Below are 13026 nucleotides of genomic sequence, written 5' to 3' on the forward strand. Positions count from 1 at the left end.
ACACCCAATACTTAAGTTAGGCCTTAACTCTTGACAACTCCCTAAAGCAAAATCCTGGAGATGTCATCTCGTCGCAACCATCATCTAGCGTTGACTCATGAATAGGACCTATATGTATGCGTCACGCTACTATTAGAAGAATGCGGTGCCCTCCACAACAACGTGCACTAGTCGAATCACGATTTTCGTCCGACTTACCTTTCGGTTAGCACTGAAAACTCAGTAGCTGGTGGCCGTAGCTTAGTTGCTGTGACCACCCAAGACCCTTTGATCAAAGGCCCGCTTTCGCCCACCGTCCCTCAAAAAGGACGGCTTAGCCGTCCATTTTGAGGGCTGAGATAAACGCCTCCTGGGGGATATCTACCTTCCCGAACTGGCGCATCTTCTTCTTACCCGCCTTCTGCTTTTCCAGCAGTTTCTTCTTGCGGGTCGCGTCGCCGCCGTAGCATTTCGCCGTCACGTCCTTGCGCAGGGCCGAGAGGGTTTCGCGGGCGATGACCTTGCCTCCGATCGCGGCCTGGATCGGGATTTTGAACATGTGGCGGGGGATGAGGTCCTTGAGTTTCTCGCACATCGCGCGGCCGCGCATTTCGGCGCGGTCGCGGTGGACCATGGTGGAAAGCGCGTCGACGGGCTCGTCGTTCACCAGGATCTGCATCTTGACCAGCGCATCCTCGCGGTAGCCGATCATCTGGTAATCGAAGCTGGCATAGCCCTTGGTCACCGATTTCAGCCGGTCGTAGAAGTCGAAGACCACCTCGTTGAGCGGCAGGTCGTAAACCACCATGGCGCGGGAGCCCGCGTAGGTCAGGTCGAGCTGGATGCCGCGGCGGTCCTGGCAGAGTTTCAGCACGTCGCCCAGATAATCGTCGGGTACCAGGATCGTGGCCTTGATGCGCGGCTCTTCGATGTGGTCGATCTTGGAGGGGTCGGGCATGTCGGCGGGATTGTGAAGCTCGATCTTCTCGCCGTCCTTCATGTAGATGTTGTAGATCACCGAAGGCGCGGTGGTGATGAGCTCGATGTTGTACTCGCGCTCGAGCCGGTCGCGGATCACCTCGAGGTGCAAGAGCCCCAGAAAGCCGCAACGGAAGCCGAAGCCGAGGGCGGCGGAGGTTTCCATCTCGAAGCTGAAGGAGGCGTCGTTGAGGGCCAGTTTCTCCATCGCGTCGCGCAGGTCTTCGAAATCGTTGGCGTCGACCGGGAAGAGGCCGCAGAAGACCACGGGGACCGAGGGTTTGAAGCCGGGAAGGGGCGTGTCGCAGCCCTTTTTCTCGGTGGTGATGGTGTCGCCGACGCGGGTGTCGCGGACCTGCTTGATCTGGGCGGTGATATAGCCGATCTCGCCGGGGCCCAGTTCGGCCACGTCCTGCATGGCGGGGCGGTAGATGCCGATGCGGTCGATGTCGTAGGTGCCGCCGGTCTTCATCATCTTGATGCGCTGGCCCTTTTTCAGCACCCCGTCGATGACGCGGACGATGACGACGACGCCGAGATAGGGGTCGTATTTGCTGTCGACCAGCATCGCCTTGAGCGGCGCGTCGCGGTCGCCGCCGTGGGGCGGGGGCAGGCGGTGGATGATCGCCTCGAGCACGTCGGGGATGCCGAGCCCGGTCTTGGCGGAGATTTCGACGGCGTCGTGGGCCTCGATCCCGATGACGTCCTCGATCTGTTCGCGCACGCGGTCGGGTTCGGCGGCGGGCAGGTCGATCTTGTTGAGCACCGGGACGATCTCGTGATCGGCCTCGATGGCGGTATAGACATTGGCCAGGGTCTGCGCCTCGACGCCCTGGGTGGCGTCGACCACCAGCAGGGAGCCCTCGACCGCGCGCATGGAGCGGGAGACCTCGTAGGCGAAGTCGACATGGCCGGGGGTGTCGATGAGGTTGAGGATATAGACCTCGCCATCCTTGGCCTTGTACTCGATGCGGACGGTGTTGGCCTTGATGGTGATCCCGCGCTCGCGCTCGATGTCCATGGCGTCGAGCAGCTGTTCCTTCATCTCGCGGGCCGAGACGGTGTTGGTGGATTGAATCAGCCGGTCGGCCAGGGTGGATTTCCCGTGGTCGATGTGAGCAACGATGGAGAAGTTGCGGATATGCGAGAGTGGGGTCATGTTCGGGGATATGCGGCGGAATTGGGGGGCGGTCAAGGTGGCGCGTGCGCAGGAACGGTGCGCGGCGCATCGGGCCCGGGGCGCAGGCCGGACCGGGGCGGCGGATCGCGGTGAAACGGGGCCGGGGCGGTGCGCAGTGAATGCGCACCCTACGGGACGGGAGATCGGAGAGATGAGCTCTGTCAGGGTGGTGGTGCGCGGTCGGGTTCAGCGGGTGGCGTTCCGGGCGTGGACGCGGCGGGAGGCCGAGGCGCTGGGGCTGAGGGGCTGGGTGCGCAACCGCGCCGACGGGTCGGTGGAGGCGGTGCTGCAGGGCGATGCCGGGAGCGTCGAGGCGATGATCGCGCGGATGCGCGAGGGGCCGCGGGCGGCGCACGTCACGGAGGTGGAGGCGGTTCCGCTGGAACGCGCAGAGGAGCGTTTCGACGGGTTCGACATCAGGCGGTAGGGCGTCTGCGGGGCCGGGGAGACGGTGCGCAGTGAATGCGCACCCTACGGGCGGGGCGCATCGGGCACGGAAATGTTGATCATTTGCCCCGCTTGGCGCATATTCGGCACAAGGCAGAGTGGCCTGCGGCACGGGGAAAACCCCGGCTTCGGGCGGTAAGGGGACCGGATGAGATGAAGGCAGTTCTTCTGGCAATGTCGGCGCTGTTGTTACTGGGCGCCTGTGGGGGCGGCGGCAAGAACCGGGTGGAACGGTTCTATGGCGGCGCATCGGTGCAATTCGCGTCCGGGCCGATCCAGAAGGCCTGCGTGCGGTCGGATCGGCGGGCGGCCAACGGACGGCTCTGCGGCTGCATCCAGAGCGTGGCGAACCGGCAGCTCAGCAGCGCCGACCAGCGCCTGGCGGTGAAGTTCTTCCAAGATCCGCATCAGGCACAAGAGATCCGGCAATCCGACCGCGCCAGTCACGAGGCGTTCTGGCAGCGCTACAAATCCTTCGTGGCGCGCGCCGAGGGCATCTGCAGCGGCGTCTGACATCACCAGGCGCAGCGCCGTAGGGTGCGCATTCACTGCGCACCGCGCCTCAGGCGCTATTGGAACAATCGCCGTTCTGCAACGCCAGCAGCAGCGCGTCGCGCCGCTGGTTCACCCGCGACAGCTGTGCGGTCAGGCTCGTGCGGGACAGCTCGAGGCTGGCGAGCTCGACCCGGGCGAAATCGCTGGTGTCGTCGCGCAGAAGGCCCGATTTCTGCAGGTTCTTCTCCAGCAGCGCGCGCAATCCGACCTCTTCGATCTGGGCGCGCAGGTAGTCGCGGTTGAGCGCGTTGAGGCATTTGAGCTCGGTCAGCGATGCCTCGGCCTGTGCATGCTGCAAGGCCAGCTGCTTTTGCAGCGCCTCCTGCGTTTCGGCCAGCTGCTGCGCGGTGGCGAAATAGCTGATCGCCCCGTAGCCCGCGCCGGCAAGGAAGACCACGATCGTGATCAGGTCCTTGAAGGGTTTCAGGATTTCGACGGTTTTCGTGACAATGGACATGGCGCGCTCTCCTATTGCACGAGGCCAAGTTCGACCGACTTGCCAGTGGAGCAGAAACAGGTGGAGCCGGTTGTGGTATAGGCCACTTCGCAGGCACCGACCGCGGTGATGCAAATGTTCGACACCGGAATCTCGAGCGCGCGTTGCGCATCCTCTTCGAACTGCATCTGCTCGGTGGTTTTGCGCGCGGTCAGGGTTTCGAACGTCGCCAGCGGTTGCGCCGGTCTGGTCGGCGCGGCGGTGGTCAGCGCCTCTTCGAGCGTTTGCGACGGTTCGGCGCGCTGCAACTCGGGGATCAGCACGCCGCGGGTCGTGCCCAGGTCGCCGATCGTGTTGCCCAGAAGGCCGTCCGCCAGGGCGGGCGTCCCGCACAGGCAGAAAAGCGCGATCCAGGCGCGTGAAATACAGGTCATGAAATACCTCCGGCCGGGTGGCAGGTCTGAAATCTTACTCAATCATAGCGCGAGTTTCAGCGCCTGTCATCCGCCGGAGGGTCAGCGGCCGCGCCGCCCCTCTTGTCAGCCGTATTGCGCCACCGGCGTGCCGGCGATGGCGGCCATGTTCAGCAGCCCGCGTGCGGTGATCGAGGGCGTCACGATATGGGCGCGGTTGCCCAGCCCCATCAGGATCGGCCCGACCTCGAGCCCGCCGCCTTTCATCTTGAGGATATTGCGCACCCCCGAGGCCGCGTCGGCATGGCCGAAGATCAGCACGTTTGCGGCCCCCTTCATGCGGTTTCCGGGCAGCAGGCGTTCGCGCAATTCGCCGTCGAGTGCTGCGTCCACGTTCATTTCGCCCTCGTAGCAGAAATCGCGCGGGGCGGCGTCGAGGATCGCGATGGCCTCACGCAGGCGGTTGCCGCTGCCTTCGCCCTGATTGCCGAATTGCGATTGCGAGCAAAGCGCGATGTTGGGGGTCACGCCGAACCGCTTGACGTGCCGCGCCGCCGCGATGGCGGTCTCGGCCAGCTGTTCCGGCGAGGGATAGACGTTGACATGGGTGTCGGCGATGAAGAGCGGCCCGTCTTCCAGGATCATCAGCGACAAAGCGCCATGCGGATGCAGGGTTTCGTTGCCCAGAACCTGTTCGATGTAATTGAGGTGCCAGCGGTATTCGCCGAAGGTGCCGCAGATCAGGCTGTCAGCCTCGTTGCGGTGGACCATCACCGCGCCGATGGCGGTGGTGTTGGTGCGCATGATGGCGCGTGCCAGGTCGGGGGTGACGCCGCGCCGGGCGCGCAGGTGGTGATAGGTTTCCCAATAATCCCGGTAGCGGGGGTCGTTTTCGGGGTTCACCAGATTGAAATCGCGGTCGGGCCGGATTTCCAGGCCCATGCGTTCGCAGCGGCTGGCGATCACCTCGGGACGGCCGATCAGGATCGGGGTTTCGGTGGTTTCCTCGAGGATCGCCTGCGCCGCGCGCAGCACGCGTTCGTCTTCGCCCTCGGCAAAGACGATGCGGCGGCTGGCGGTGCTGGCGGCGTCGAATACCGGGCGCATGAGCAGCGCGGATTTGTAGACCGATGCATCCAGCTTGCGTTTGTAGGCGGCCAGATCGTCGAGCGGGCGCACGGCCACGCCCGACTCCATCGCCGCCTTGGCCACCGCCGAGGACACCACGCCCGAAAGGCGCGGATCGAAGGGTTTGGGGATCAGGTATTCCGCGCCGAAGGTCAGCTGCTCGCCCTTGTAGGCCGCCGCGGCCTCGGCGCTGGTGGTGGCCCGCGCCATGGCGGCGATGCCTTCGACGCAGGCGATCTCCATGTCGTCGTTGATCTCGGTCGCGCCGACGTCGAGCGCGCCGCGGAAGATGAAGGGAAAGCAGAGGACGTTGTTGACCTGGTTGGGGAAATCCGACCGCCCGGTCGCGATGATCGCATCGGGCGACACCGCGCGCGCGGCGTCGGGCATGATTTCGGGGTTGGGGTTGGCCAGCGCGAAGATGACCGGCCGTTCGGCCATCTTCGCGACCATGTCGGGCGTCAGCACATTCGGCCCCGAGAGCCCCAGGAACAGATCCGCGCCGTCGACCACATCGTCCAGCGTCCGCAGGTCGGAGGGCTGGGCAAAGGCGGCCTTTTGCGGGTTCATGTCCTCGGTCCGGCCCTCATAGACCAGCCCGTGGATGTCGCAAAGCCAGATGTTCTCGCGCTTCACCCCCAGCTTGAGCAGCATGTTCAGGCAGGCGATGCCCGCCGCCCCGCCGCCCGTCGAGACGATCTTGATATCCTCGAACGTCTTGTCCGCGATGCGCAGCGCGTTGGTGGCCGCCGCGCCGACGACGATGGCGGTGCCGTGCTGGTCGTCGTGAAAGACGGGGATGTTCATCCGCTCGCGGCAGATTTTCTCGACGATGAAGCAATCGGGGGCCTTGATGTCCTCGAGGTTGATCGCGCCGAAGGTGGGTTCCAGCGCGCAGACGATCTCGGCCAGCTTTTCGGGGTCGGTCTCGTTCACCTCGATGTCGAAACAGTCGATATTGGCGAATTTCTTGAAGAGCACCGCCTTGCCCTCCATCACCGGTTTCGAGGCCAGCGGGCCGATGTTGCCCAGCCCCAGCACGGCGGTGCCGTTGCTGACCACCGCCACAAGGTTGCCGCGCGTGGTGTAGCGGGCGGCGTTGAGCGGGTCGTCCTTTATTTCCAGACAGGCCTCGGCCACGCCGGGCGAATAGGCGCGCGCCAGGTCGCGGCCGTTGGCCAGCGGCTTGGTCGCGCGGACCTCGAGCTTACCGGGTTTGGGATGTTCGTGATAGAAAAGCGCCGCCTGACGCAGCGTCTCGTTGGTCGAATCGGTCATTCTTCCGCCCCCCATGCAATTCGGATCAGGGGTAAACCATCCGGGGCGCTTGGAAAAGGCGGCGTGCGGGCGGAGCAGTTTCTGCGCAGGCTTGAAGATGGTGTTTGCGCCGCGCGCAGCTCCGGCTAGGCTGGCGCGATAATGGTGCATCGCGTTTCGGGGAAGGGCAGCCATGCGGATAATCGGTTTTTTGACACATGGGGCGGCGCTGGCGGTGGGCTTTGCGCTGGGGGTCTATACCCTGCCGATTCTCATCGCGCCCGACGCGCCGCCTGCCGAGATGCTGCAGGACAGCGCAGAACGCGCGCTTTTTTCCGGGGAATTCATCCGCGATCTCGAGGGCAGCGATTTTCTGCATTGGGGCGAGGGGGCCGTCAGCCTGACGCCCACCGAAATCGTACACGAGGGCAAGCTGGCGCCGGGGCCGGATTACAAGCTTTATCTCGTGAACGGCTTTGTCGAGGACGAGGATGGCTTTGCCCCGCTCAAGGCCGATGCGCTGCTGGTGGGCGATGTGAAAACCTTTGGCGGGTTCCTGCTGGACCTGCCTCAGGGCGTCGACCTGACCGCCTATGACACCGTGCTGGTCTGGTGCGAGAGCTTCGGCGAATTCATCACCGCGGCGCAGTACCGCTAGGCGGCTTTTCCTTGCAAAGCGGAGGCCGGGTTCGCAACATGGGCGCCCGGCCCGATGAGCAAAGGAGACAGCGATGGCGTTGAAGGAAGCGGCGACGGCGGTGCGCGAAAAGGCCTATGCGCCCTATTCCCGGTTCAAGGTCGGCGCGGCGCTGCGCGGGGCGGACGGGAATGTCTACGCCGGGTGCAACGTGGAAAACGTCGCCTCGCCCGAGGGCACCTGCGCCGAGGCGGGGGCCATCGCGGCCATGGTGGCGGGCGGCGAGACGCGCATCACAGAGGCCTATGTCATCGCCGAAAGCCCCGCGCCGGTGCCCCCCTGCGGCGGTTGCCGGCAAAAGCTGGCGGAATTCGCCGATGGCGACGTGGTGGTGACCATGGCCACGACCGGCGGGTTGGAAAAGCGCATGACGGTGGCCGAGCTGCTGCCGGGCGCGTTCGGCCGCGAGCATATGGAATGACCGACGCGCGCGAGGTCATCGCCGCGCTGAGGCGCGGAGAGGAGCCATCCACCGAAGGGCTGGCCTGGTTCGCGCAAGGCCTGGCCGACGGCACCGTGAGCGCGGCGCAGGCCGGGGCCTTTGCCATGGGCGTCTGCCTGCGGGGCCTCTCGGAAGAGGGGCGCGCGGCGCTGACGCTGGCGATGCGCGATTCGGGCCGGGTGCTGGACTGGGATCTGGACGGGCCGGTGCTCGACAAGCATTCGACCGGCGGGGTGGGCGATTGCGTCAGCCTCGTGCTGGCGCCGATGCTGGCGGAATGCGGCGTCTACGTGCCGATGATCTCGGGCCGGGGGCTGGGCCACACCGGGGGGACGCTCGACAAGCTCGAGGCGATCCCGGGCTACAACGTGAACCCCGAAGAGCGGCGCTTTCGCGAGGTGGTGCGCGACGTGGGATGCGCCATCGTGTCGGCCAGCGCCGATATCGCACCCGCCGACAAGCGGCTTTATGCGGTGCGGGACGTGACGGCGACGGTGGAATCGCTCGACCTGATCTGCGCCTCGATCCTGTCCAAGAAGCTGGCGGCGGGGCTGGAGGGGCTGGTGCTGGACGTCAAGGTGGGCAGCGGCGCGTTCATGAAGACCGACGAAGAGGCCAGTGCGCTGGCCCGCGCGCTGGTGGGCACGGCCAATGCGGCAGGCTGCAGGACGACCGCGCTGATCACCGACATGGATGCGCCGCTGGTGCCGAGCCTCGGCAACGCGGTCGAGGTCGATCAGGTGATGCGGGTGCTGACCGGGTTGGACACGGGCCCGTTGCTGGAGTTGTCGGTCGCGCTGGGCAAAGAGCTGGTGCCGGACGAGGACAGGCTGCGTGACAGTGTGGCGTCCGGTGCGGCGGCGGAGCGGTTCGGGCGCATGGTCTATGACCTGGGCGGGCCCAAGGGCTTTGTCGAGAATTGGTCGCGTTACCTGCCCGAGGCCCCGGTGATCCGCGAGGTGACCGCGACCGAGGCGGGCGTGGTGTCGGCGATGGATGGCGAGGCGCTGGGGCTGGCGGTGGTCCATCTGGGCGGTGGACGCGCGGTGGAAACCGACGTGGTGAACCCGGCGGTGGGCCTCACAGATGTGGTGGCGCGGGGCGCGCGGGTGGAAAAGGGCCAGCCGCTGGCGCGGGTCCACGCCGCCCGCGAAAGCCAGGCGGACCAGGCTGCGGCAGCGGTGCGCGCGGCGATCACGCTGGGCGATGCATCGCCCAAGGTGGGGCCGCTGGTGCGCGAGCGGATCGCGTGACGCGCCGCGGATAGAGGGGGAACGGCGGATGCGGGGCTTTCTGGTGGTGATCGATTCGGTGGGCATCGGCGGTGCGCCGGATGCCGACGGCTTCTTCAACGGTGACGTGCCCGACACCGGGGCGAACACTCTGGGCCATATAATCCGCGATCTGGGCCGCGAGTTGCGCACGCCGGTTATGGACGCTCTGGGCCTGCGCGGGGCCTTGGCGCTGGCCAACGGGCAGGACGTGGACGCGCCGGGGATGTGGGGGGCCGCGACCGAGGTATCGCGGGGCAAGGACACGCCCTCGGGCCATTGGGAGCTGGCCGGGCTGCCGGTGCCCTGGGACTGGACCTATTTCCCCGACACCCGCCCGGCCTTCCCCGACGATCTGGTGGCCGAGGTCTGCCGGATCGCGGGCACCGACGGCATTCTGGGCAATTGCCACGGGTCGGGCACCGTGATGATCGAGGAATATGGCGCCGAGCATCAGCGCACGGGCTGGCCGATCTGCTACACCTCGGCGGATTCGGTCTTTCAGATCGCGGCGCATGAGGAAAGCTTTGGCCTGGAGCGGCTGCTGGAGCTTTGCGAACGGCTGGCGCCGACGCTGCACGCGATGCGCGTGGGCCGGGTGATCGCGCGGCCCTTTGTGGGCGCGCCGGGAAGTTACACCCGCACCGCCAACCGGCACGATTACGCCATCACCCCGCCGGAACCGGTGCTGACCAACTGGGTGCAGGACGCCGGGCGCAAGGTTTTCGCGGTGGGCAAGATCGGCGATATCTTTTCGATGCAGGGCATCGACGAGGTGCGCAAGGGCACCGACGAGGCGCTGATGGGCCATCTGGGCGATCTGGTCGACACGGCCCCCGACGGCAGCCTGACCTTCGCCAATTTCGTCGAGTTCGATTCGAAATACGGCCACCGCCGCGACGTGCCGGGCTATGCCGCGCAACTGGAGTGGTTCGACGCCGGTCTGGGCCGCCTGCTGGGGCGGCTGCGCGACGGCGACATGTTGATCCTGACCGCCGATCATGGGAATGACCCCACATGGGTCGGCACCGACCACACCCGCGAACGGGTGCCGGTGCTGGTCGCCGGGCGCGGGGCCGGGCGGCTGGGCCATGTGGCCTTTACCGACGTGGCGGCGAGCATGGCCGCGCATCTGAACGTGCCGGCGCAGGGGCCGGGTAGGAGTTTCTTGTGATGGATTGTCGTGATGGATGAAGAGCGCCTCGCGCGCATTCTGGACCTGCCCAAGGTCGAGCTGCATCTGCATATCGAAGGCGGCGCGCCGCCCGCGTTCATCCGTGGGCTGGCGCAGGAGAAATCGGTCCGGCTGGACGGTGTGTTCAACGAGGACGGCTCTTACGCGTACCGGGATTTCGTGCATTTCCTCAGTGTTTACGAGGCCGCGACCAGTGTTCTGAAATCCCCCGGGGATTACGCCCGCCTGGTGCGCGCCGTGCTCGAAGAAAGCGCCGCAAACGGCGTAATTTACTGCGAAACTTTCCTGTCACCCGATTTCTGCGGCGGCGGCGATGTGGGCGCGTGGCGCGAATATCTGCACGCGATGCAAGAGGCGGCGGAGGCGGCCGAGCGCGACATGGGCGTCACCCTGCGCGGCATCGTCACCTGCATCCGTCATTTCGGGCCCGACAAGGCCAAGGCCGCCGCACTCTGCGCCGCCGAGACGGCGGGCGACTGGCTGGTGGGCTTCGGCATGGCCGGGGACGAGAACAAGGGCCGCCAGCGCGACTTTGCCTACAGTTTCGACATGGCGCGCGAGGCCGGTTTGCGGCTGACCAGCCACGCCGGCGAATGGCGCGGGCCGTCGGAGGTGCGCGAGGCGGTCGAGGATCTGCGGGTCGAACGGATCGGCCACGGCGTGCGCGCGATCGGTGACGCGGCGGTTGTGGATATGTTGGTGGAGAAGGGGATTCACCTAGAGATTTGCCCCGGTTCCAACGTGGTGCTCGGGGTTTACGGCAACATGGCCGCGCATCCCATTGAAAAGCTGCGTGAAATCGGCGTGAAGCTGAGCATCAGCACCGACGACCCGCCGTTCTTCCACACCACCATGCGGCGCGAATACGCCGCCCTCGCGCGGACCTTCGGCTGGGACGAGGAGGTCTTCCTCGACCTCGCCCGCGGCGCGATGGAAGCCGCGTTCTGCGATAAAGAAACGAGAGACAAGATACTGAAAAGGCTGGAAACATGAGCGAACACCTGACCGTCGTCGATCACCCGCTGGTGCAGCACAAGCTGACGCTGATGCGGCGCAAGGAAACCGCCACCTCGGTGTTCCGGCAGCTCTTGCGAGAGATCAGTCTGCTGCTGGCCTATGAGGTCACGCGCGAGCTGGAGCTGACAACCGAGCGGATCGAGACCCCGCTCGAGCCGATGGACGCGCCGGTGCTCATGGGCAAGAAGCTGGCGCTGGTGTCGATCCTGCGGGCCGGGAACGGGCTGCTGGACGGGATCCTCGAGCTGATCCCGCAGGCGCGGGTCGGCTTTGTCGGGCTCTACCGTGACGAGGCCACGCTGAAGCCGGTGCAGTATTATTTCAAGGTGCCCGAGGCGCTGGACGAGCGTGTCACCATCGTGGTCGATCCGATGCTGGCGACGGGCAATTCCTCGGTCGCGGCGGTGGATTTGCTGAAAAAGGCGGGGGCGCGGAACATCCGGTTCTTGTGCCTGCTGGCCGCGCCCGAGGGCGTCGCGCGGATGAAAGAGGCGCACCCGGATGTGCCTATTGTCACAGCTTCGGTCGATAGTCGCTTGAATGAAAAGGGATATATCGTACCGGGACTAGGTGATGCGGGCGACCGTATGTACGGCACAAAATAAGGTAGGTCCGCGCTTTACAGGGCACAGGTCATGCGGCATGCTGACACCACATCTGTGGGGGCAGTCATGGCGATGATACGATTGATGGCGGCGGTGACACTGGCTCTGGGGCTGGGCGCGCCCGCGGCGCAGGCGCAGGGCCGGCTGGGCACCGACATCCCGGCGGAATTCCCGCCGTCAAGCTACACCGGCAAGCAATATGTCGACAGCCGAGGCTGCGTCTATGTGCGCGCAGGCATCGACGGGAACACCACCTGGGTGCCGCGGGTGACGCGGGACCGCAAGCATCTGTGCGGCGCCAAGCCGACCTTCGCCAAGGCCGCGCCCGCGCCGGAGCCGCGCCCGGTGCCCAGGACGGCGCAGGTCGTTACGCCCGAGCCGACGGTCACGCCCAAGCCCGCGCCAAAGCCGCAGACCCGCGTCGCGCAGCGCGTGGTCGCGCCCGAGCCCGCGCCGCGGCCCAAGACCAATCGCAAGCCGCTCAAGACCGTGGCTGGCGCGCCCGGGCGGGTGGTGCGCACCCCGGCGTCCAAGCCGGTGACGGCGCCGCCTCCGCGCCTCGTGCGCGCGGTGCCCAAGGAAAAGGCGGCCAAGCAGGCGCGGCTCGCCCCGGTGAACAAGGGCGGCAGCTGCAAGGGGGCCTCGGCCCTGTCGCAGCGCTATATCAACCAGGGCGCGGGTGTGCGCTGCGGGCCGCAGGACACGCCGCATGTGGCGGTGATCCGCCGGGGCGAGTCTCCGGGGCCGGGTAAGAATGTCTATGTCAACAAGACCTACGGCTGGCAGGACGGCCGTCTGCCGGCGAAGACCGTGATCGTGCCGCGCCATGTCTACGAAAACCGGCTCCCCGCCAAGCGGGTGATCCCCAAGGGTTACAAGCCCGCATTCGACGACGGTCGGTTCAATCCGCGCCGGGCGTATCAGACCGTAGAGGGCTATCGCCAGACCCGGCTGCGCTGGACCAACACCGTGCCGCGCCGGCTGATCGACCCGGGGACCGGCGAGGATGTGACGGATCTTTATCCCAACATCGTCTACCGGGTGGAGGGATCGGACCGGGTGGTGTCGACCCGCTCGACCGAAGCGCGCCGGCCGGTGGTGGCGAGCAAGTCCCGGTCGGAGCCCGCCCGCGCGGTGGTGTCGACGCGGCAGGCGCCGAAGCGCCCGGCCGAGGCGGCAAAGGCGCGCTATGTCGAGATCGGGCTGTTTACCAAGGACGCGCTGGCGCGGAAGACCGCAAGGCGCTTCCAGCAGATGGGCGTGCCGGTGAAATACGGCGTGTCGCGCCGCAACGGCCAGCCGGTCAAGCGGGTCCTGCTGGGGCCGTTCCGCAGCGCAGACGCCTGGAACCGCGCGCTGGGTCAGGCGCGCGAGGCGGGCTATCCGCGGGCCTTCCTGCGCTGAGGCGCAAAGAGGCGCGGTGAGC

General features: G+C 66.4%; 13 protein-coding genes. 9 read left to right on the top strand and 4 right to left on the bottom strand.

Going from position 1 to position 13026, the window contains the following annotated elements:
• Positions 1 to 313 precede the first annotated feature (313 nt).
• On the bottom strand, positions 314 to 2116 hold the full coding sequence (gene lepA / locus RXV88_RS16050) for a translation elongation factor 4 (protein WP_316294507.1): 1803 nt from the start codon (positions 2114 to 2116) through the stop codon (positions 314 to 316).
• A 172-nt stretch (positions 2117 to 2288) separates the two neighbouring features.
• On the opposite strand from lepA, the gene RXV88_RS16055 reads away from it, so the two are divergent.
• Together RXV88_RS16055 and RXV88_RS16060 are read left to right on the top strand one after the other, a co-directional pair.
• On the top strand, positions 2289 to 2564 hold the full coding sequence (locus tag RXV88_RS16055) for an acylphosphatase (RefSeq protein WP_316294508.1): 276 nt from the start codon (positions 2289 to 2291) through the stop codon (positions 2562 to 2564).
• A gap of 173 nt (positions 2565 to 2737) precedes the next feature.
• Complete coding sequence (locus tag RXV88_RS16060; RefSeq protein WP_316294509.1) at positions 2738 to 3097, top strand: hypothetical protein; 360 nt, start codon at positions 2738 to 2740, stop codon at positions 3095 to 3097.
• Between the two features lie 49 nt (positions 3098 to 3146).
• Here RXV88_RS16060 and RXV88_RS16065 read toward each other — a convergent pair whose 3' ends face one another.
• The 3 genes from RXV88_RS16065 to RXV88_RS16075 form a co-directional block, all read right to left on the bottom strand.
• The gene (locus RXV88_RS16065; protein ID WP_316294510.1) at positions 3147 to 3596 is read right to left on the bottom strand and encodes a hypothetical protein; all 450 of its coding nucleotides are present in this window, start codon (positions 3594 to 3596) and stop codon (positions 3147 to 3149) included.
• Between the two features lie 11 nt (positions 3597 to 3607).
• Entirely contained in the window at positions 3608 to 4009 is a 402-nt protein-coding gene (locus RXV88_RS16070; protein WP_316294511.1) for a hypothetical protein, read from the bottom strand.
• 105 nt (positions 4010 to 4114) lie between these two features.
• Complete coding sequence (locus RXV88_RS16075) at positions 4115 to 6394, bottom strand: NADP-dependent malic enzyme (RefSeq protein WP_316294512.1); 2280 nt, start codon at positions 6392 to 6394, stop codon at positions 4115 to 4117.
• 172 nt (positions 6395 to 6566) lie between these two features.
• Here RXV88_RS16075 and RXV88_RS16080 point away from each other — a divergent pair, with 172 nt between their 5' ends.
• The 7 genes from RXV88_RS16080 (at position 6567) to RXV88_RS16110 (ending at position 13004) form a co-directional block, all read left to right on the top strand.
• Entirely contained in the window at positions 6567 to 7031 is a 465-nt protein-coding gene (locus RXV88_RS16080) for a DM13 domain-containing protein (RefSeq protein ID WP_316294513.1), read from the top strand.
• Between the two features lie 73 nt (positions 7032 to 7104).
• Complete coding sequence (locus RXV88_RS16085; protein WP_316294514.1) at positions 7105 to 7491, top strand: cytidine deaminase; 387 nt, start codon at positions 7105 to 7107, stop codon at positions 7489 to 7491.
• A complete protein-coding gene (locus RXV88_RS16090) occupies positions 7488 to 8765 on the top strand; it encodes a thymidine phosphorylase (RefSeq protein WP_316294515.1) in 1278 nt (425 codons plus the stop codon). Before RXV88_RS16085 ends, RXV88_RS16090 begins: the two co-directional genes overlap by 4 nt.
• 28 nt (positions 8766 to 8793) lie before the next feature.
• Positions 8794 to 9957 (top strand): phosphopentomutase, encoded by a 1164-nt coding sequence (locus RXV88_RS16095; RefSeq protein ID WP_316294516.1) that lies wholly within the window; start codon positions 8794 to 8796, stop codon positions 9955 to 9957.
• Between the two features lie 12 nt (positions 9958 to 9969).
• Positions 9970 to 10971: an adenosine deaminase gene (locus RXV88_RS16100; protein WP_316294517.1), complete on the top strand. Its 1002-nt coding sequence runs from the start codon at positions 9970 to 9972 to the stop codon at positions 10969 to 10971.
• Positions 10968 to 11600, top strand: a complete 633-nt coding sequence (upp, locus tag RXV88_RS16105; RefSeq protein WP_316294518.1) for a uracil phosphoribosyltransferase — start codon at positions 10968 to 10970, stop codon at positions 11598 to 11600. The genes RXV88_RS16100 and upp overlap by 4 nt, the downstream gene beginning before the upstream one ends.
• A gap of 72 nt (positions 11601 to 11672) precedes the next feature.
• Entirely contained in the window at positions 11673 to 13004 is a 1332-nt protein-coding gene (locus RXV88_RS16110; protein WP_316294519.1) for an SPOR domain-containing protein, read from the top strand.
• The last annotated feature ends 22 nt before the right edge of the window (positions 13005 to 13026 follow it).

This window comes from Aestuariicoccus sp. MJ-SS9 (assembly GCF_032586235.1).
Taxonomy (GTDB): Bacteria; Pseudomonadota; Alphaproteobacteria; order Rhodobacterales; family Rhodobacteraceae; genus Aestuariicoccus.